Source organism: Microbispora sp. H10836, assembly GCF_012999525.1.
Classification (GTDB): Bacteria; Actinomycetota; Actinomycetes; order Streptosporangiales; family Streptosporangiaceae; genus Microbispora.
In genome coordinates, this window is the sequence record NZ_JABBWU010000014.1 from 221,513 (window position 1) to 242,851 (window position 21,339).

11 protein-coding genes are annotated in these 21,339 nt (G+C 71.3%); 7 read left to right on the top strand and 4 right to left on the bottom strand.

Going from position 1 to position 21,339, the window contains the following annotated elements:
• Positions 1–37 precede the first annotated feature (37 nt).
• Together HHX30_RS25595 and HHX30_RS25600 are read left to right on the top strand one after the other, a co-directional pair.
• Positions 38–712 (top strand): response regulator transcription factor, encoded by a 675-nt coding sequence (locus HHX30_RS25595; protein WP_169984562.1) that lies wholly within the window; start codon positions 38–40, stop codon positions 710–712.
• Positions 713–772: 60 nt separating this feature from the next.
• Complete coding sequence (locus HHX30_RS25600; protein ID WP_169984517.1) at positions 773–1,885, top strand: S9 family peptidase; 1,113 nt, start codon at positions 773–775, stop codon at positions 1,883–1,885.
• Positions 1,886–2,062: 177 nt separating this feature from the next.
• Here HHX30_RS25600 and HHX30_RS25605 read toward each other — a convergent pair whose 3' ends face one another.
• Together HHX30_RS25605 and HHX30_RS41955 are read right to left on the bottom strand one after the other, a co-directional pair.
• A complete protein-coding gene (locus HHX30_RS25605) occupies positions 2,063–3,745 on the bottom strand; it encodes a TIGR03767 family metallophosphoesterase (RefSeq protein WP_211592484.1) in 1,683 nt (560 codons plus the stop codon).
• A 178-nt stretch (positions 3,746–3,923) separates the two neighbouring features.
• A complete protein-coding gene (locus tag HHX30_RS41955) occupies positions 3,924–5,567 on the bottom strand; it encodes a serine/threonine-protein kinase (RefSeq protein WP_249350419.1) in 1,644 nt (547 codons plus the stop codon).
• 313 nt (positions 5,568–5,880) lie between these two features.
• On the opposite strand from HHX30_RS41955, the gene HHX30_RS25615 reads away from it, so the two are divergent.
• Positions 5,881–7,440 (top strand): ricin-type beta-trefoil lectin domain protein, encoded by a 1,560-nt coding sequence (locus tag HHX30_RS25615; protein ID WP_211592485.1) that lies wholly within the window; start codon positions 5,881–5,883, stop codon positions 7,438–7,440.
• A gap of 5 nt (positions 7,441–7,445) precedes the next feature.
• Positions 7,446–10,229: an AbfB domain-containing protein gene (locus HHX30_RS25620; RefSeq protein WP_169984518.1), complete on the top strand. Its 2,784-nt coding sequence runs from the start codon at positions 7,446–7,448 to the stop codon at positions 10,227–10,229.
• A gap of 51 nt (positions 10,230–10,280) precedes the next feature.
• On the opposite strand, the gene HHX30_RS25625 is transcribed toward HHX30_RS25620, so the two are convergent.
• Positions 10,281–13,463, bottom strand: coding sequence for an MGH1-like glycoside hydrolase domain-containing protein (locus HHX30_RS25625; RefSeq protein ID WP_169984519.1), 3,183 nt, complete (start codon positions 13,461–13,463; stop codon positions 10,281–10,283).
• Positions 13,464–13,717: 254 nt separating this feature from the next.
• Between HHX30_RS25625 and HHX30_RS25630 the strand changes: the two genes are divergently transcribed.
• Positions 13,718–14,884 (top strand): serine hydrolase, encoded by a 1,167-nt coding sequence (locus HHX30_RS25630; RefSeq protein WP_169984520.1) that lies wholly within the window; start codon positions 13,718–13,720, stop codon positions 14,882–14,884.
• A gap of 94 nt (positions 14,885–14,978) precedes the next feature.
• Here HHX30_RS25630 and HHX30_RS25635 read toward each other — a convergent pair whose 3' ends face one another.
• A complete protein-coding gene (locus HHX30_RS25635; RefSeq protein WP_169984521.1) occupies positions 14,979–17,324 on the bottom strand; it encodes a PHB depolymerase family esterase in 2,346 nt (781 codons plus the stop codon).
• A gap of 185 nt (positions 17,325–17,509) precedes the next feature.
• Here HHX30_RS25635 and HHX30_RS25640 point away from each other — a divergent pair, with 185 nt between their 5' ends.
• Positions 17,510–18,379 (top strand): sulfotransferase family protein, encoded by an 870-nt coding sequence (locus HHX30_RS25640; RefSeq protein WP_249350420.1) that lies wholly within the window; start codon positions 17,510–17,512, stop codon positions 18,377–18,379.
• Positions 18,380–19,033: 654 nt separating this feature from the next.
• Positions 19,034–21,163 carry a PQQ-dependent sugar dehydrogenase gene (locus tag HHX30_RS25645; RefSeq protein WP_211592486.1) on the top strand — a complete coding sequence of 710 codons (2,130 nt, stop codon included), beginning with the start codon at positions 19,034–19,036 and terminating at the stop codon, positions 21,161–21,163.
• Positions 21,164–21,339 lie beyond the last annotated feature (176 nt).

Genomic DNA, 21,339 nt, shown 5'->3' on the forward strand with positions numbered 1-21,339 from the left:
CGCCGACGACCACACCCTCGTCCGCGACGGCCTGACCATGATGCTGGCGGAGCAACCCGACCTCGAGGTGGTGGGTGAGGCCGCCGACGGCGCCGAGGCGATCAGCGCGGCCCGCGAACTCCGGCCGCACGTGGTGCTGATGGACGTACGGATGCCGAGGGTCGACGGCATCGCGGCGACCGCCGGGATCTGCCGTGACACGGCCGCGAAGGTGCTGGTCCTGACCACCTTCGACCTCGACGAGTACGTCTACGACGCGCTGCGCGCGGGCGCGAGCGGTTTCCTGCTCAAGGACATGCGGCGGGCCGAGCTGGTGGAGGCGGTCAGGGTCGTCTCAGCGGGTGAGTCGCTGCTCGCGCCGACCGTGACCAGGCGGCTGATCTGCGACATGGTGGGCCGCTCACGCCCCGCCACCGCACGCCCCACCACCGCACGCCCCACCACCGCACGCCCCGCCACCGCACGCCCTGCCACCGCGCGTCAGGCCGACGACCGCAGGCTGGCCGCGCTCACCCCCAGGGAACTCGAGACGCTGCGCCAGGTCGCGCGAGGCCTGTCCAACGCGGAGATCGCCGCCGAGCTGTTCGTCACGGAGCACACGGTGAAGACGCACGTCAGCAGCGTGCTGGCCAAGTTGGGCCTGCGCGACCGGGTGCAGGCGGTGGTGCTCGCGTACGAGTCGGGGCTGGTCACGCCCCGCTCTCAGGAGTGAGGCGCGATCCCACTCCCACGGGCGATCCGCCGGCCCGTGCCGTACGACCAGCCTGAGGACATGAAGCGAAAGCTGCTCGTGGCCGCCTCCGTGCTGGCGGCCCTGCTGGTGGGAGGGATGGGAGCGGGTGCCTGGTATGTCAGCGACATCACCCTGGTGCCGAAGCACCCGGAGACGATCACCTATCCCGAGGTCGTCCTGGGCGTGACGGACAGGACCATCACCGTCACCGCGTCCGCCGCCACCATCCGTCCCGGCACGTGGTCGCTCAACTGGAGCAGCGGCTCCGCCATGGTCGGCGACATCGTCACGAGGTCGTCCGGCCGGGTGGAGCGTGTGCGCGTCAGCGGTCAGACCCCGCCGACCGGGGTCCGCGCGTCGATGTACATGACCTACAGCGGCGACCCGAAGACGGCGCTCGGCCTCGACTTCACGGAGATCATGGTGCCGACCGAGCTGGGCGACGCGCCCGCATGGTACGTGCCCGCACGCGGCGACACCTGGGCGATCACCGTGCACGGCGGCAACGCTTACCGCAACTCCAGCCTGCACGCCATCGCCACCATGCACCGGGTCGGCATGCCGGTGCTCGGCATCACCTACCGCAACGACCTCGGCGCGCCCGCGTCCCCGGACGGATTCCTGCACCAGGGCGAGTCGGAGTGGCGTGACCTGGAGGCCGCGATACGTAAGGCACGGTCCATGGGAGCCAGGCACATCGTCCTCTACGGCAGCTCGATGGGCGGCGCGATCGTCGGCCGGCTGCTCACTCGCTCCCCCCTGGCGGACGTGGTCTCGGCCGCCGTGCTGGAGAACCCGGAGATCAGCAGCCGGCGTACCGGCGAGTTCGCCGCCGCCCAGATGCACATGCCGTCGTTCATGGTGCCGATCATGGAGCGGGTCATCGACTGGCGCGGCGGCTTCGACATCGCCACGATCGACCTGCTCGGCCACCCGCCGCGGGTGAAGCCGCCCACGCTGCTGCTCATGGGCGACGCCGACAAGGAGCACCCGGTGGAGACGGCGCGTGAGCTGGCCAAGGCGTCGAGCGCGATGGACTGGCCGATCCAGTACGAGGAGTTTCCCGGCGCCGGCCATTCCGAGATCTGGAGCACCGACCGCGAACGCTACGACCGCACGCTGGCCGCCTTCCTCACCCGCACCTTGAGGTGAGCGCCTTCGTCCCGAATCCCGGACCTGGCCGGGCCGGTCGCTCAGCATGCGCTTGACGTGCTCTGCGGGCCGTCCGGCTGGTCGCCCGCACCGCGCCCAGCGAGTCGCCGTCGCGGCCGGCGACCCCCGCGCCGAGCACGTGCAGCACAGCGCGGCCGCAATCGGGAATGCGCGCCGTCAGCGCCTCTTCAGCAGAAGCTCGGTGTTACGGTCGCCGGGCAGGCCCGCCAGCCCGCTCCGCATGCCTGGGGAGTTGAACGAGAGCTCCCGGTAGAGCGCGGCCAGGCCGCTTTGGGACAAATCGGTGAAGTCGGTGCGGCGCGGCGCGGCCGACTCCACCAGCGTGGTGAACAGTGACAGCGTCCCATCATGGTTGTCAGCCAGCTCGACGACCCTCGCCAGCTGCGGGTAGTCGACGTGGGAGGCGGTGGAGACCTCCCAGAAGCCGTGGTGAGCGACGATCTTGTTGAGATGGGAGTGACCGTTGACCCACGCGGCCACGTTGCCGTGCTTGCTCAGCACTGCCAGCAACTCCTGCCCGCCGTGGCGCTTCTCGTGCGGGCGGGCCGGATGGGGGGCGAGGTTGGTCATGGCCCAGCTCGGGTGATGACTGAAGATCAGCGCGGTGTCGTCGGCGTGGGTCTTCAGGGTCCGCTCCAGCCAGGCCAGCTGCCGCGTGCCGACCGATCCGCGGTAGTCGCCGCCGCGATCGGTGGTGTCCAGGCTGATGCCGACGACCCCGTCGGCGATCCGGAAGGAGTAGTCCAGCCGGCCGCTGTCGAGATTGTCCCGGGTGTAGCCGTGGCCGACGGGTCCCGAGCCGGTGTAGGCCGGGTCGAGGTGAGCGGCGATGTAGGCGTGCGGGCTCAGGGGGGCGCGGCGCTCGTCGGCGGTGACCGTGCGGGCCTTGCCCTTGTAGCGCTTCCACGCGGCGCGGAAGCGGGCGCCCGTGGGGTCGCCCCGGCGCAGTGCCTGGTAGACGGCGCCGGCCTCGGAGGCGGGCAGGGCGAACAGCTTGCGCGAGCCGGTGGCCAGATCGGCGAAGAAGCCACCGGCCGTGGAATAGGCGCCGCCGAAGAGCTGGTCGTGATTGCCGACGGTGGAATACCACGGTACGGCCAGGCCGGGGCTGCTCACCTCGCGGATGGCCGCCTCCAGGAAGCCGTCCAGGCGGGGGAACCCTACCCGCTTGTCGACGTCGCGCATGCCGGAATCGGGCTGCCAGTAGAGGCCGAGGCCGGAGTTCTGCACGCCCTCATACCCGCCGGGGTCGCCGGTGTTGGGGGTGAAGCGGCCGCCGGTCATGGCGATGAGGAACCACTCCATCTCGATCCGGGAGTTGTTGTCGGTGTTGTCACCGGTGGTCATGACGAAGCCGATCGGCGCCCGGGTGGCCGGGCCGTACCGCAGGGCGTTGACCTGTTCGATCAATGAGACGGCGCCGACGGCGGTCAACGCCTCCTGCGGGCGCCAGGAGCCCGTGTCCCCGGCCCGCAGGAACTCATAGCGCTGCGGGTTCTGCACGTCGGTGATGTGCAGGTCGGTGAACTGGACGAAGCAGGCGAGCGCCGTACGGCGGTCGGCCCTGCCCTTCTTGGCCTCGGCCAGCTCGGTGCGGGTCACCCGCCGCCAGCCGGGGCCGTCGGACAGCCTGCGGTATCCGCCGGTGCCGTGGCGCGGTCCGGCGACGGTGTGGACCGTCGTCGAGGGCGTCACGGTCGAGGAGGTGGCCGGGGCGGAGGAAAGTGCCATCTCCAGCGCGACGCCCGAGGCGGTCATTCCGGAGGCGAGGAGGAAGGCGCGGCGGCCGAGGGCGGGACCCATGATGCTCCCAGTGGTGGCGTCGAGGGATGCGTCCACTGGGGATGTTTGACAGTGGGAATGACTCCCGGCCTAACACGGCTGAAACGCTGTCCAGCCATATATGGCCTAGAAATAGCCGTATGTGATACGGACACCTGGTGACAGCAGGCCGGAAGCCTGCCGCTCTCCCGCCGTTCAGAAAGGGCGTGGCCTCGGTGCGCGAGGTCGCCTGCGGTCAGCGGTAGGTGAAGCAGTAGTTCGACTTGGCCTTGAACCGGTGGAAGGCCTGCTGATCGGGGTAGCGCCAGCGGCAGCCGGCGTCGCGCCGGCTCTGGGTGAGGTACATCGTGTCGCCCTTCCGCTTGACGCAGTACGCGCCGGGCGTGGGCGTCTCGCGGTATTCGACCCACTCCCAGCCGAGCGTCACGCAGTACTCGGTGAAGTGTCCCGGTCCGAGCTCCACGAGCCGCTTCGCCAGCGTGGGCGAGGGCCGCGCCGGCGTCGACACCGGCGAGTCGGCCGGGACCGGCGCGGTCGTCCGCGAGCGGCGGGCGGTCGGCCGTGCGGTGACCGTCCTCGTGGGGGCGGGCCGCGTGGTGTCCGGCCCGGCCGTGGACGGTCTCACCCGGGGCCGGCCCGAGGAGACGGGCGACGCGGACCGCGACGGCTTGGCCGTGCGGCCGGGCGACGGGGCGGCGGACGGCGATGAGGCACCGCCGGCTGCCGGGGCCGTGCCGGCCGCCGCCCGCTCCGTCGTGGAGGCGCCGGTTCCCGCGAAGGGCGGGTGCAGAGACGGCAGCAGCGCGACGACGACGGCCACCGTGACCGCCACGGCCACGACCACGGCGGCGACGGTGGCTCCCACCCGCCCGCGCCGGCCGCCGCCCGGCACGGTGTCCGGCGCGGTGCCCGGCGCGGTGCCCGGCGCGGGCGTGCCGGGCGGGCTCACGGGCGGCCCGGACGAGCCGGAGGTCGCGACGGCGGACGCGGCCGGGCCGCCCGGCGGTGACCCGGCCGGAGCGGATTCGGCGGGCGCGGCCGGCATGGCCGGCGCCGCCGGCGCACTTCGCGGGTCGTGGCGCGGGCCCACCAGGTGGTCGAGGATCTCCCGTGCGGCCGGGCGGCGTGCCGGATCCTTGGCGAGGCAGGCCGTGAGCAGGTCGCGCAGCGGCGCCTCGACGCCGTCCAGGTCGGGCTCGTGGTGCAGGATCCTGTTGATGATGGCGGGGATCGCGTCGGCGCCGAACGGCGCGCGGCCGGTGGCGGCGAACGCGATGGTGGACGCCCAGGCGAACACGTCGAGGGCGAACCCGAGCTCGCCCGCAGTGAACTGCTCGGGCGCCATATAGGCGGGCGTCCCGACGATCTGGCTGGTCATCGTGCTCGTCCCGGCGAGGGCGCGGGCGATGCCGAAGTCGATGACCCGAGGCCCGTCCGGTCCGATCAGCACGTTGTGCGGTTTGAAGTCGCGGTGGAGGACCCCGGCGTCGTGCAGGGCGACCAGAGCGGTGGCCGTGCCGATGGCGAGCCGTTCGAGCGCGCCGCCCGACAACGGCCCCCGCGCGGCCACCACCTGGTTCAGCGAGGGCCCCTCAACGTACTCGCTCACGATGTACGGCCGGCCGCCGTCCATGCCGGACTCGAGCACCTGGGCCGTGCAGAACCGGGCGACCCTCCGGGCGAGCTCCGTCTCCCGGGCGAAGGCGGCCTGGGCCACGGCGTCCTGGCCGAGCCGCGCGTGGAAGAGCTTGACGGCGACGAGGTCGCCGGACTCCGACTCGCCGAGGTAGACGACGCCCTGTCCTCCCTCGCCTATCCTGCCGGTGATCCGACAGGAGCCCAGGCGTGCGGGATCGCTCGGCTCCAGCGGCTGCGGCATGACTCTCCGGGGGTCGGGGGCACGTACGAACCCCCAGTATCCCCGCGGAAGATCGCTCTCAGGTCCCGTTCGCGAGGATCGCGCTGAGCCGGCGACCTCGCCGTTTCCTCGGCCGGGCCATGACGGGACAAACGCTCTCCCACGTCGGCCCGCACACCGGCCGTGTGCCTGGCATGCCTTCCACCCCCGGGGTGAAAGAGATCAGTGACGGGATATGTGCGGAAATGTTGGGCCTTGACGGATGACTCAACCACTGTAAAGGTTCTTTTCAGAGAGCGCTCTCACGTCTCGTCCACCCCCCAGAAGGACTGCCGTGAGACTGACCGTGCTGACGGGCGTGGCGGTGTTCGCCGTCGCGCTCGTCCTCCCCGGCGTGCCCGTGCACGCCGCCCCCTCCCCCGTCCCCCCGCCGGGTCCCGCCGCCCCCTCCACCGGCACCGCGGCGACGATGCAGCAGGCGCTGCAGCGCGATCTGCGCCTGACCCCCGACCAGGCGCGGGTCCGCCAGACGCACGAGGCCGCGGCGGCGGCCGTCGAGCGGCGGGTGCGCGCCGAGCTCGGCGACCGCTTCGCGGGCGCCTGGTACGACCCGGCGCAGCAGCGCCTGGCCGCCGGTGTCCTCGACGCGGGCGACACCGAGCGTGTACGCGAGACGGGAGACGCCGAGCGTGTACGCGAGGCAGGTGCCATCCCCGTCTCCGTGAAGCGCGGCGACAGGCAGCTGAACGACGTCAAGGCCGCGCTCGACCGGGCCGCCGGCCGTGCCGGGACCGGCGTCTACGGCTGGTACGTCGACCCCGCCGCCAACGCGGTCGTGGTGTCGGCGGCCGACCGGGCCGCGGCTGAAGGCTTCGTCCGGGCCGCGTCCGCGGACGCGGCGGCGACGCGGATCGCCGTCGCCCAGGCTCCCCGTCTCGTGTACGACCTCCGGGGCGGCGACCAGTACGTCATCAACGGCAACGTGCTGTGCTCCGTCGGGTTCTCCGTGAACAACGGCGGGTTCGTCACGGCCGGGCACTGCGGGCGCGCCGGCTACCCGACGCTGGGCTACAACAACGCCGCCCAGGGCACGTTCGCCGCCTCGTCGTTCCCCGGCGACGACTACGCCTGGGTGCGCACCAACGGCGACTGGACGCCGCGCCCCTGGGTCAACGACTACGGTGGCGGCACCGTCCCCGTGGCCGGCTCGCAGGAGGTCCCGGTCGGGGCCTCGATCTGCCGCTCCGGACGCACCACCGGCTGGCGCTGCGGGGTCGTCCAGGCCAGGAACGTCACCGTGAACTACTCCGGCTCACTGGTCTACGGACTCACCCAGACCTCCGCCTGCGCCGAGGGGGGCGACTCGGGCGGCGCCTACATCTCCGGCGACCAGGCCCAGGGCGTCACCTCCGGCGCCGCGGGCAACTGCTCCACCGGCGGCGTCACCTTCTTCCAGCCGGTCAACGAGATCCTCGGCGCGTACGGCCTGAGCCTCACCACCACCGGCGGCGACACGAGCTCACTGATCAGCGGCCTCAACGGCAAGTGCGTCGACGTACCCGGCGCCGACTTCCGCGACGGCGCCCCGCTGCAGATGTACACGTGCAACGGCACCATCGCACAGAAATGGACGTTCACCGGCGGCACGCTGCGCACGCAGAACAACCTGTGCATGGACGTCGCCTGGGGATCCAGGGACAACGGCGCGGTGATCCAGATCGCGACCTGCAGCGGCAACCCCGCTCAGCAGTTCGTGCTCAGCGCGGCGGGCGACCTGGTCAATCCGCAGTCCGGCAAGTGCGTCGACATCGACGCCTGGAACACCGGCGACGGCGCCCGGCTGATCCAGTGGGAGTGCCACGGCGGCGCCAACCAGAAGTGGCGGCGGGGCTGATGCCGATGATCCAGCTTCGCCGGACTCTCGCCGCCGCGTCCGCCCTCCTGCTCACGGCGGCCTGCCTGATCCTCACCGGGCTCACCGGGCTCACCGTGCCCGCCGCGTCCGCCGCCGTCTGGCAGCCGAAGACGCCGCCCCTGTCCACGCCCTGGACCGCCCAGGTGTCCCCCGCCAACGCCCTGCCCGACTATCCGCGGCCCCAGCTCGTCCGGTCCGACTGGCTCAACCTCAACGGCGTGTGGGAGTTCACCGGCGCGCCGAACCTCGACTCGCCCCCGGTCGGCCGGACGCTGCCCGAGGGCGTGCTCGTGCCGTACCCGATCGAGTCGGCGCTGTCGGGGATCAAGCGCCACGAGGACACCATGTTCTACCGGCGGACGTTCACCGTCCCGTCCGGCTGGTCCGGGCGCCGGGTGATGCTCAACTTCGGGGCGGTCACCTGGGAGACCCGGGTGTGGGTGAACGGCGTCCAGGCCGGCCGGCACACCGGCGGCTACGACGCCTTCTCCTTCGACATCACCTCCGCCCTGCGGTCCGGGGACAACGAGCTGATCGTCGGGGTGTCCTCGCCGATCGACGGCGGCACGTTCCCCATCGGCAAGCAGCGCCGTAACCCGAGCGGCATCTGGTACACCGCGTCGTCGGGCATCTGGCAGACGGTGTGGCTCGAACCGGTGAACGCCGCGCACGTCACCCGGCTCGACACCACGCCCGACGTGCCCGCCGGCGTCCTGGACCTGGTCGTGCGGGGCACCGGCGACCAGGCCAGGGCCGAGGTGCTGATCGACGGCACGGTCGTCGGCTCGGCCACCGGCGCGGTCGGCTCGCACATCCGCGTCCCCGTCCCGAACGCCCGCCTCTGGTCGCCGGACGACCCGTTCCTGTACGACCTGCGCGTCACGCTCACGGGGAACGGCGGCGGTGACGTCGTGACCGGTTACTTCGGCATGCGGTCGATCGGCAAGGCGGTCGCCGGCGGCGTGCTGCGCCCGGTGCTGAACGGGAAGTTCGTGTTCCACCTCGGTACCCTCGACCAGGGCTACTGGCCGGACGGGATCTACACCGCGCCGACGGACGAGGCGCTGCGCTTCGACCTGGAGCGGCAGAAGGCCCTGGGCTTCACCATGGTCCGCAAGCACATCAAGGTCGAACCCGCCCGCTGGTACTACTGGGCCGACAAACTCGGACTGATGGTGTGGCAGGACATGCCCTCGCTGGACGCGGTGGACGACCCGCCGGAGCGCAGCCACGCCAACTACGAGTCGGAGCTGCGCAGGATCGTCGACCAGCTCAAGGGGATCACGTCGATCGTGATGTGGGTCCCGTTCAACGAGGGCTGGGGCGAGTACGACAACCAGCGCATCGTCGACCTGGTCCGGTCCATCGACTCGACCCGGCTGATCAATCACGACTCCGGGTCGAACTGCTGCGTCTCCGACCCCGAGCCGACCAACGGCGACGTGATCGACGACCACTGGTACCAGGTGCCCGGAGAGGGCGACACCCGGCTTCCCACGGCCACCCGGATCGCCGTGCTCGGCGAGTTCGGCGGCCTCGGCCGGCGCGTCCAGGGCCACGAGTACCAGCCCGGCGCCGGGTTCGCCTACGGCGACCTGTACCCCGACGAGGGGTCGCTGACCAACCGGTACGTCGAGATCACCAGGCAGGTGGAACGGCTCGTGCACACCCGCGGGCTGTCCGCCTCGGTCTACACCGAGCCGTACGACGTGGAGAACGAGGTCAACGGGTTCTACACCTACGACCGCCGGGTGCCGAAGATGACCGAGGCGCGGGTGCGGGAGGCCAACCGGCGCCTGCTGGCGGTCGCGGCGGGCACCGACGTTCCCCGGGGTGAGCCGGTGTCGCTGCGGGTGACCACGCCCGGCTACACCGGCCGCTACCTGCGCCACCAGGACGGGCTCGCGCGCACCGACGTGATCGACGGCGGGAGCGCCGACCTGGCCAAGCAGGACGCCACGTTCTGGACGCGCCCGGGCCTGGCCGACTCCTCGTGCGTGTCGTTCGAGTCGCGCGACTTCCCCGGCGAGTATCTGCGCCACTCGGACTACCGGCTGCGCAGGGACCGGCAGGACGGCACGGCCCTGTTCGCGGCCGACGCGACGTTCTGCCCGCGCGAGGGGCAGGGCGGGACCAGGCTGGAGTCCTACAACCTGCGCGGCCACTTCGTCCGCCACTACAACGCGCTCGTCTACGTCGCGAAGCAGGGCGGCGCCAACCCCTGGGACGCCGCCGCGAGCTTCGCCGCCGACACCACATGGGCGGTGACCGTCCCGCTGTGGCGCAGCGGCGCCGGCCTGCCGCTGGACCAGGCCCGGTCGTTCCGGGTCACCACTGCGGGGTTCACCGACCGCTACCTGCGGCACCGCAGCAGCCTGGCCCGCACCGACGTGGTCACCGCCGGGAGCGACGCGCTGCTGAAGTCCGACGCCACCTTCGTCGTACGGCGCGGCCTGGCCGAGCCGACCTGTTACTCGCTGGAGTCGCGCAACTATCCGGGCCGCTACCTGAGACACGCGAACTTCCGGGTCCGTCTGGACGCGCCGGACGGCGGCGAGCTGTTCCGCCGCGACGCCACCTTCTGCGCGCAGCCCGGGAGCACCCCGGGGAGCGTGCGCCTGGCGTCGCTCAACGAGCTGGGCACCAGCGTCCGGCACTACGCCGAGGAGGTCTGGGTCGCCTCCGGCGGCGGCGCGCATCCCTACGACAACCCGGCCTCGTACGCCGAGGACGTGAGCTGGGCCGTCACCGCCGCCTGGGCGCCCTGACCGGAAGGAGAGCCGTCGTGCGGAGGGCTCCGCACGACGGCTCGGGAGGTGCTACGCCGCGCGGCCCTCCAGGCCGGCGATCGCGATCGTCCCGAAGGTGCCGCGCAGGCCGAAGCCGTAGCGGAAGCCGTCACGGACCTGCGGCGTGGCGAGCGTGCCGCCGATGTCCGCCGTACGCAGCGGACGCCACCGGCCGCCGGTGTAGGCGAAGGAGGTGATCGTGTCGCCGGACAGCACCAGCGCGAACCGGTCGCCCGGTTCCAGGCTCAGCGGGGCGTCGCCGGGCGTGTCCAGGAACCGGCCACCGACCCGCACGTTGATGCCCGACTGCTTGCGGGTGTTGTTGTACCAGGCGGTCACGTAGTTCCCGGCGTCCTTGACCCAGCCGGTGAACAGGCTGTCCTCCGGGCTGCCGGTCCCGGCGAACGTCCCCGCCGTCACCACGCTGATGGCGTCGGCGGACGACAGCGCCGCCGGTCCGGCGGCCAGGCCGAAGAACGGCCGCGTGCCGCCGCCCGCGAACCGGCCGCCACCCGCCGTGACCGCCGGCAGCGCCTCGCCGCCCTCGGGCTTGTGGAGGGTGTAGCCCGCCGAGGTGTCCGTGCCGAAGTCGTCCCTGATTTCCGCCTTCCCGTACGCGTCCGGGTCGAGCCCCACGGTCACCTGGCCGTAGGGGCTCACCTGTTTCCCGCTTCGCTCGTCGGGGCGCTCGCATCCGCCCCGGTCGTGCCGGAGGCGCGCCATCGACACTTCCCTCGTCGCTCGGAGTCGCTCGTCCCTCGCTCCCCACTCGCTCCTCAGTCCAGACCGGCGGCGCGCCCCTCCGGCTCGCTCGGGGCACCGCGCCGACCCGTCGTACTCGGCGGTCGCGCGCAGCGGGTGGGCGCCGGGGCGCGGCGCGGTCCCGGCGGGCGGCCCGACGCGCCAGCGTACGGTGAACTCGCCGCCCGGCCGGACCACCGGGGTGCGCGGGGTGTCGACCGGCTCGGCCGACCAGCCCGGCGGCACGGCCAGCGAGGCCGTGACCCGGGTGGCGGGCGTGCGTCCCCGGTTGGCGAAGGTCGTGGTCACCTCGGCGGGCACGCCGGGACGCGCCTGCCCGCCGACTGCCACGTCCATCGTGGTGTCGGCCGCAGCGGGTGACCACGCCTGCAGTTCGGTCACGCCGACGTACGCGCCGGGCGGATTGCCGAACACCAGCCGGATCTTCGTCGTGGTCAGGGGCGGGAACGTGACGCGGTTCAACGCCGCGCCCACGGGCCGTTCGGGGGTGCGCGTCTGGCCCGGCACCTCGCGCCACGCCGCGCCGTCCCAGTACTCCAGCCGGTACGACGCCGGGGCCCTCACCCCGCCGCCGTCGTCGTAGGCGTGGAACCGCACGTCATTCACCCGGGTCGGAACGCCGAAGTCCACGCCGAGGTGGTCCTCAGCGTTCGGGGAGCGGTAGTTGGTCCACCGGTTGTGCGGGATGTCGTCGTAGTAGATCCGCCCGTCCACCGCGTCCCACACGTTGTCGATGCCGTTGGTGTACGACGCGAACGGCTTGGGATAGCCGATGCCGTACGGGTTGGCGGCGTCGTCGCTGGGCCGTGAGGACCGGCCGGGCGTCACGGCGGCCGGCACCCGGGCGGTCAGCTCGCCGATCGTGGCCCGGTGCGCGGCGGGCCTGCCGTCCACGTAGACGCGCATGCCCGCGCCCTGGCCGTACCTGGTGCCGTCGCGGTCCCACAGGACCGTCACGTTGTGCCCGTGGTAGGGCACGTTCTCCAGGGCGAAGTAGTCCCACCCCGCCGGCGCGAGCGGGTTCAGCACGACCCTGCCGTCCGGCTGCGGGCGCAGCCCGATCAGGCCGCTGATCACCAGGTCGTTGAAAGTGGAGTGGTTGTAGTGCTCGCTGTGCCCCCGGGAGTCGTAGATCCAGCGCGGCTCGTCCGGGTGGTGCGCCTCGGCGACGTACGGGCGGCCGTCCTTGTACTGCGTGAGCGCGTAGCCGCGCAGCAGGGCGTAGTAGTCGGCGGCGGTGACCACGTCCTGGTCGTAGTCGTCGAGCAGGTTGGCCATCGCGGTGAGCGTCGTCGAGGTGGAGTAGGGCCAGCTCGGCCCGTCCCAGCGGCAGCAGCCGCTCAGCGCGTCCCGCATGAACAGCGGGCTGCGCCGCTCCGCGGTGGCCGGGCCGTACGGCGCGGCGAACCCCTGCGGGTCGAGCAGCTGCGCCCACGCCTTCTCCGTGCCCGGCTCGGCCATGTGGAACGCCCACGGCACGAACCCGATCTGCTCCCGGGTGGACACCAGCCGCTGCCGAGGGTCCAGGTCCGCGCGGGCCTTGTGGTAGAAGAAGGACCGCTCGGGGTCCCACAGGTGACGGTGCAGCGCGTCCCGCAGCGACGCCGCCCGCTTCTCGAACTTTCCGGCCAGGGCCTTGTCGCCGCTCATCGTCGCGATGGCGGCGATCGCCCTGGCGTCGCCGTACTGGTAGGCGTTCAGCGTCGGCCGGTAGCCCGCGCCGCCGTGGTAGGGGTCGGCAGGGTCGGTCTCGTAGGAGGAGGCGGTGTACTCCATCGCGTCCCACACCGGCACCGACCAGTACAGGCCGAGCTTCTTGTCGTACTGGCCGCCCCACTTGTCGTACTGCCGGACCAGGTCGGGCAGCAGGCCCTCGACGAAGGAGGCGCCGCCGGTGACCAGGTAGCGCTGGTAGGCGGCGTCGGCCGCCCACCAGGAGTACTGGTGCGCCCAGTCGTCGGTGTCCTTGTTGACGTAGTCCTCCCTCGGCTTGGGGCCGGCGCCCGGCCCCTGCAGCCAGTACGTGAGGTAGTCGTCGACCGGGCGGGTGTCGCGCAGCCACCGCCCCTCGTAGACGTGGTGACCCGCGGCGGCGACGATGCCGCCGAGCGGGGCGGAGTATCCGGGCGGGTTGTGGAACTCGGTGATGACGTGGCCGGTCGCGGAGTCGGTGTAGCGGATGTGCCGTTTGTAGGTGCTCCAGCGGTAGTAGTAGACGTCCTGGATCTCCCGGTCGGGCACCTCCAGGAACGGGATGTTGGCCTTGTACCACTCCGGCTCGGCGTAGCCCGACACGAACGCGTCGTGGTCGAGGAAAGCGGTGCCCTTCCCGACCTCCGGGTACGTCGCGGGCGGTGCCTGGCCGGGGGCGGCCTCGGCCGTGGCGGGGATCAGGGCGGTCGGCGCGGCCAGCGCCGCGAGCGTCGCGAGCACGGCGACGGCGTGTCTCATTGCCACCTCAGGCGTTCTCAGCATTCCGGCGTCTCAGAGGTTTTCCGGAATGACGGCGGCTCGGCGGTGCCCGGCTCTCCCATATCGGATCGGGTACGACCGAATCTGTTCGATATTGCACAGTCTTGAGCACTACTGACAGAAAGACAAGACGTGTCTGCCTGCTACCGGCCGGACCCGAGCGGAGTGTTCCGGTTACAGGTGCGTCCCGTGGGTACGCCCCGGCACACACGCCTGTGCTTGCGAGGTGGGCCATGAGGTGTTCCACGTCGCGTCTCACGTGCGCGCGTTCCCGCTTACGCCGGCGCGCCGGCGCGTGCGTCGCCGTCCTCGCCGTCCTCGCCGTCCTCGCGCCCGCGGCGGCGCCCCGGGTGCGGCCCGGGGCCGACGTCATGCAGAAGCTGCTGGACGACCTGGTGCGCAGGGACGGCTTTCCGGCGGCCCTCGCCGCCGTACAGGGCAGGGACGGGCGTGTCCGCAGCTACACGGCGGGGGTGGGTGACCTGCGGACCAGAGCCAGGGCGCCGGTGGACGGGGAGGTCCGGATCGGCAGCAACACCAAGACCTTCGTCTCCGTGGTCGTCCTGCAACTGGCGGGCGAGGGAAAGGTCCGGCTGGACGAGCCGGTCGAGACCTATCTGCCCGGCCTCATCCGAGGGAACGGGAACGACGGCCACCACGTCACCGTGCGGCAACTGCTGCAGCACACCAGCGGCCTGCCCGAGTACACGGCGTTCCTGGACCTGGCCGTCGCGCCGTACCGGTACGACTACTTCGAACCCCGCCGGCTACTGGACATGGCTTTGCAGCAGAAGCCGGCCTTCTCGCCCGGCACCCGGTGGAAGTACACGAACACCAACTACATCGTCGCCGGGCTGCTCGTCGAGCGGGTCACCGGCCGCCCGGTGGCCGAGGCGATCACCAACCGGGTGATCAGACCGCTCGGTCTGCGCCACACCTACTTTCCCGCGGTCGGCGAGCGAGGCGTCAGGGGACCCCACCCGGACGGCTACCAGCAGGACCTGGGCAAACCGCTCGTCGACATGACCGACCTGGATCCTTCCTGGGCTTGGGCCGCCGGGCAGATGGTCTCCACCCCGGCCGAGATCAACCGTTTCTTCGGCGCCGTCGTCCGCGGCAAGCTGCTCAGGCCCGAGCAGTTGAAGGAGATGCGCCGCACTGTCGCCGTCTCCCCAAGCGCACCCGGCAAGGGCTACGGACTCGGGCTGTTCCGCCGGCCGCTGAAATGCGGCGGTGAGAGCTGGGGGCACGGAGGCGACATTCCCGGCTACTCGACCTGGAACTCGGTCACCGATGACGGCCGTGCCGCCGCGATCGCCGTCACCCGGACCCCGTTCCCCTCCGATGCCGCCGAGCAGCACCTCGATGCGGCGATCCAGACGGCCCTGTGCGGCAGGTGAGTGCACGGGGAGATGCGCGAGGGCACCCCCGCGGGTGGCGGGGGTGCCCGTGGCGCTCCTCCTGGTCAGGAGCGCGTCATCGCGGTTTCGCCGGTCAGGAGGCGCTGCACGTCAGGGTCGGCGTGTCGGCGCTGCCGTTGGCGGTGAAACCGAAGGTGGTGGTGCCGTTGGCGGACAGCGTGCCGTTCCACGACTCGTTGCGCACGGTGACCGAGGCGCCGGAGCCGGACTTGAGGCCGCCCCACAGCTGGGTGATGGACTGCGAGCCGGACCAGCTCCAGTTCACCGTCCAGCCCCTGACCGACGAGTTGCCGGCCTTGACGGTGACCTCGGACTGGAAGCCGCCGGGCCAGGAGTTGACCGTACTGATCGTCGCGCTGCATCCGCCGGGCTCCGGCGAGGTTCCGGGCGACGGGCTGACCGGCGGCGTGGGGCTCGGACTCACCGGCGGGGTCGGGCTCGGGCTCGGGCTCACCGGCGGGGTGGGGCTGGGCGAGGTGTCCGGAACGGCGGCGTTGAGGGCGTTGAGGACCGCATCGTAGGCGGGCTTCTTGTTGCCGCCGCTGAACAGCAGCGGGGTGTCGCCCGAGCGCCAGGAGTCCTGGTCACGGACGCCCCACACGGTGATGCCGTTGCAGCGGGGGACGGCCAGGCAGTCGTTGACGACGTTGGCGTAGGTGGTGGGCGAAGCGCCCTGGATGTCCAGCTCGGTGATCTGCACGTCGACCCCGAGGGCGGCGAAGCTGGAGATGGTGGTGCGGTAGTTGCTGTTGTAGGGGCTGCCGCTGTTGAAGTGCGACTGCAGGCCGACACAGTCGATCGGCACGCCGCGGGCCTTGAAGTCCTTGACCATGTTGTAGACGCCCTGCGTCTTGGCCCAGGTCCAGTTGTCGATGTTGTAGTCGTTGTAGCAGAGCTTCGCGTCGGGGTCGGCGGCGCGCGCGGTGCGGAAGGCGACCTCGATCCAGTCGTTGCCGGTGCGCTGGAGGTTGGAGTCGCGGCGGCCGCCGTTGCCGTCGTCGAAGGCCTCGTTGACCACGTCCCAGGCGTAGATCTTGCCCTTGTAGTGGGCCATCACGCCGTTGATGTGGTTGATCATGGCCTGGCGCAGCGCGCTGCCGCTGAGCGACTGCATCCAGCCCGGCTGCTGCTGGTGCCAGGCCAGGGTGTGGCCGCGGACCCGCTTGCCGTTCTGCACCGCCCAGTCGTAGACCCGGTCGCCGTTGGTGAAGTTGAACTGGTTCTGGTTCGGCTCGGTCGCGTCGATCTTCATCTCGTTCTCGGCCGTGACCATGTTGAACTCACGGCCGGCGATCGTGGTGTACTGCGAGTCGCCGAGCTTGCCCGCGCTGATCGCCGTACCGAAGTAACGTCCGCTGCGAGCGGCGGCAGCGCCCAGGGTCGTGGCCGGCGGGCCTCCGGTCGGGGTGGCCGAGGGGCTCACCGGCGGGGTCGGAGACGGGCTGTCCGGCGGCGTGGGCGACGGAGAGGGAGACGGCGAGGTCGTCGTGGTGCTGTTGAGACCGAGGAAGTTGATCGCATAGGCGATCATGCCGTTGAGGGGCAGCGAGTGGCCCTGGCCGGAGACGCTGACGCCCTCGACCGGTGCCTGCGTGCTGGTGTTGCCATAGCGGGTGCGGGTCCACCCCGACGAGGGGCTGTCGGTGGACGCCGGCGTCTGGCTGAGGCCGTGGAGGTTGGTCCACTGCTTGATCTCTTCGCCGAAGTTGTTGTAGTGCAGCGTCGTGTCGGTGGTGCCGTGCCACAGCTGCATGCGGGGATAGGGGCCGCTGTAGCCGGAGTACATCGAGCGGGCCAGGTCACCCCACTGCTGGGCGGTCTTGATGCTCTGCCCGCCGGAGCACTGGCTGTTCCAGGTGGAGCCGTCGGTGGTGGCGAAGCACCCCGCCGGGACGCCGCTGAACGCCGAGCCCGCCGTGAACACGTCCGGATACTCGGCCGCCAGCACGTTGGTCATCATCGCGCCGGAGGAGACGCCGCTGACGTAGACGCGGCCGGGGTCCACGTTGTAGCGCGACTTGGCGTAGTCGACCATCGACATGATGCCGACCGGGTCGCTGCCGCCGCCCCGCCTCAACGCCTGGGGTGAGTACACGTCGAAGCACTGGCCGCTGCGCGTGGCCTCGGGGAACACGATGATGAACCCGTACTGGTCGGCCGCCGTGACGTAGTCGCGGAAGTACCCGCTGAACAGTGCCGACGCGGTGCCCGTGCAGTAGTGGACGGCGACCAGCAGCGCGGGCCGGGCGGCCACCCGGTCCGGCACGTAGATGTACATGTTCAGGTTGCTCGGGTTGTTGCCGAAGCTGGTCACCCGGGTCAGCGAGGCCGCGGCTGCCGGTCTGGTGACCAGCAACGTGGTCACCGCGACCACGGGCATCAGCACGGCGGCCAGTAAGGCCACGATGCGTCGTCTCACGTGGACTGTCCTTCCTCCGGTTGCGCCGATCCGGACGAGCGCCGGCGACGCCTGATGTTTCCGAAGACTGCATAAAACTTTCAGGCCGCTCAAGCCGCAGGTCCACGGCGAACCGGCCGAGCCACGGAGCGGGAGGTCAGGGGTGGCGAGCACCGCTCCAGGGGTCAGTCGTTCTGGAAAGTTTCATGTCAGCTCCGAAAAATTCCAGCCGTGACTTCGCTGAGACGCGCCGTGAGAACGGCTCGCGGACGGGCATGGTCCGGGGCGGCGCGAGCGGGCGGGGACCAGGGGCCGTGCCGTACGGGACGGCGACGACGACGACGACGACGACGAGGAGCCTGGGCATGCTGGAGGTCATCGGCGCGGGACTTCCGCGCACCGGGACGACGTCGACGAAGGCGGCCCTGGAACGACTCGGCTTCGGGCCCTGCTACCACACCTTCGAGGTCATGCTCCACCCGGAGCTGGCCGAGCGGTGGCTGCCCGTCCGCTCCGGCGGGCCGGCCGACTGGGATGTGGTCTTCGAGGGCTTCCGGTCCTGCGTGGACTGGCCCGCCGGCTTCTTCTGGCGGGAGCTGGCGCAGTCCTACCCCGACGCCAAGGTCGTCCTCACGGTCCGGGACCCGCACAGCTGGTATTCCAGCTTCCGCGTGCTGGGCTCGCTCAGCTCGCGCGGGCCGATGCGGGAGGACGCGGTCCCCGAGGCCGTCCGTCCCGTCGTCGCCGCGATGACGAGCCTGCGGCCGCTCTTCGAGCGCATCAGCAGGTCGGTCTTCGGCGAGGAGTGGCGGCCCGGTCACACGCCGGACGAGGAGCGGGCGGTCGAGGCCTATCACCGGCACGTCGCCGAGGTGCGGGCCGCCCTGCCCGCCGAGCGGCTCCTGGTCTTCGACGTACGCGAGGGATGGGGGCCGCTGTGCGCCTTCCTCGGGGTCACCGCTCCCCCGGGCGGCCCGTTCCCGCACCTCAACGACGCCGCGTCGATCCGCGGGATGTTCGAGCTCATGCACACCGAGGGCCGCGTACGCGTTCCCTTCCAGGGCGGCGGAGGATGACCCGCGCGGGGCGGCAGGGGTGGTCGCGCCGCCCGGGAGCGCGCCGCCCGGGTGGCACTCGCCCGTTCACCGTCTCGGCGCGACGGCGAAAGGGCGACCGGGCGTACGCCCCCGGGCGACGCGCCAAGCTCGGGCACCCAGCGTGACGAGTCGATCGGGAGTGGTACGACTTCTGTCGCGTCGATCACATGTTTTGTGACCGTAGATCGAACTTATGCCAGCTGTCAACGAAAGTTGGTACTTTCGCTCGCAAAACATCCACACGGTCGTACGTCCGCGGCTGACGCGGGCCGTCAGCCACGAACGTCAAACGCGCTATTGACCATCCGGTAGCACGGTCGTAACAATGTGGGCGTCTCGCGCTCGACCGGCGGTGGCACGCCGGCGGAGCCAGGCAGCGTTCTGTCCAGTGTTCGATCAACGTTCGATCACGACGCGTTCGGCGCACGCGTCCTCACGAAGGGGACGATGCGTGCGGCCGCCCTGGCGACCACTTCCGAGTGCGACCTCCATGGCCGCGACCTCGCCGATTTCGGCGTGGGCGCATCTCCCCGGCATCGAGCGGCCGGACCGCCACGCTTCCCTGCCGTTGCCGCGGCACGGGTGGCGGCCCGGCCACCCATCTGACGCCCTCCGGCCAAGGAGAAGCATCACGTGAACGGTACCCCCAAGAGGACCAGGCTGATGGCGGCCGCCGCCGCCGCCGTCATGACGGGGCTCCTGACGACGCCGTCGATCGCGACGGCGCAGGAGACGCAGGCGCCCCCGGAGTCCGCCTTCCAGAAGGTGACCCTGAACGACACCCCCGGTGAGCCCATGGACCTCGCCGTCCTTCCGGACGGCAGGGTTCTGCACACCACCCGCGCCGGCACCATCTGGATGCACGACCCGGCGACCGGCCTCAACACGAAGGCCGGCACCATCGACGTGTACCAGCACGACGAGGAGGGCCTGCAGAGCATCGCGCTCGACCCGAACTTCGGCAAGGGCAACAACTGGGTCTACCTGTACTACTCGCCGCCGCTGAACACGCCGGTCGACGACCCCAAGACGCCCAACGTGAACGAGGGCGACGCCCCCAACGAGGGCACCGAGGCCGACTGGGAGCGCTTCAAGGGCGCGATCCGGCTGTCCCGCTTCGAGTTCAAGAAGGGCCAGATCGACCTGGCGAGCGAGCAGCGGATCCTCGACGTCCCGGTCGACCGGGGCATCTGCTGCCACGTCGGCGGAGACATCGTCTTCGACGCCGAGGGCAACCTCTACCTGTCCACCGGCGACGACACCAACCCCTTCGCCTCCGACGGGTACACCCCCATCGACGACCGGCCGAACCGCAACCCGGCGTACGACGCCCGGCGCACCTCGGGCAACACCAACGATCTGCGCGGCAAGATCCTGCGGATCAAGCCCAAGGACGGCGGCGGCTACACGATCCCCGAGGGCAACCTGTTCAAGCCGGGCACCCCGAAGACCCGGCCCGAGATCTACGCGATGGGGCTGCGCAACCCGTTCCGCATCGAGATCAACAAGAAGAACGGGGAGCTCTACGTCGGCGACTACTCGCCGGACGCCCGGCAGGACAACCCCAACCGCGGCCCGGCCGGAACCGGCAAGTGGACGATCATCCGCAAGCCGTCCAACTACGGCTGGCCGTACTGCGCCACCGCCAAGCTGCCGTACAACAACTACGACTTCGCCACCCGCGCCTCGGGCGCGCCCTTCGACTGCGCGGCGCCGGTGAACGACTCGCGGCACAACACCGGCCTGCGCGAGCTGCCGCCGGTCGAGCAGCCGGACGTGTGGTACAGCTACGGCGTGTCCGCCGAGTTCCCCGAGCTCGGCAGGGGCGGCATCTCGCCGATGGGCGGCCCCGTCTACCACTACGACAAGTCGGCGACGCACGGCCGCAGCCCGGTGGCCTGGCCGGAGTACTACGACGGCGTGCCGTTGCTGTACGAGTGGTCGCGTGACTGGGTGAAGGGCATGCGCCTGGGCGCGGACGGCAAGCTCTCGAAGATCGAGTCCGTCCTGCCGTCGTTCGTCTTCGACAACGCCATGGACATGGAGTTCGGCCCGGACGGCGCGCTCTACGTGCTGGAGTACGGCGACGGCTACTTCAACCAGAACCCCGACGCCCAGCTGGCCCGCATCGACTACATCGGGGAGAACGGCAACCACTCGCCGGTTCCGAAGGCGTCGGCGGACAAGACCAACGGCACGGCGCCGCTCACGGTCGCGTTCTCCAGCGAGGGCACGGTCGACGCCGACGGCGACCGGCTCCAGTACGCGTGGGACTTCGACGCCGACGGCAAGGTGGACTCGCGCGAGGCCAACCCCACCTTCACCTACAAGGAGAACGGCGTCCACCGGGCGACCCTGAAGGTGACCGACGTGGGCGGCCCCCAGCGCGGGCGCTCGGCCACGGCCGAGGTCGAGGTCGTGGTCGGCAACCAGGCGCCGGTCGTCGAGTTCGTCAAGCCGGCCGACGGGCAGGAGTTCCACTTCGGCGACGTCGTGCAGTTCGAGGTCAAGGTGACCGACGACCAGCCGGTCGACTGCTCGCGCGTCCAGGTGACCTACATCCTCGGCCACGACAGCCACGGGCACCCGCAGACGACCGCGAGCGGATGCACCGGCAGCATCACGACCACGGTGCCCTCGGGCCACGACCCGGCGAACGACAACCTCTCCGGTGTCTTCAACGCCACGTACACGGACCCGGGCGCGGACGGCCTGCCCGCCCTGTCCGGCAGTGACGAGGTGGTCCTGAAGCCGACCCGCTGATCCGGCCGGCTGACGCTGCTCGGCTGACCCAAGCGGCTGATCCGGGCGGCTGATCCGGAAGCCGGGGCGGGCGCGTGCCCGCCCCGGCTGCCCGGGACGCACTGATGCTCCGGCCACGCGAAACCCGCGGGCCGGTGTGCTCTGGGCGGGGCCGCGCCGAGATCCGCGCGCGGCCC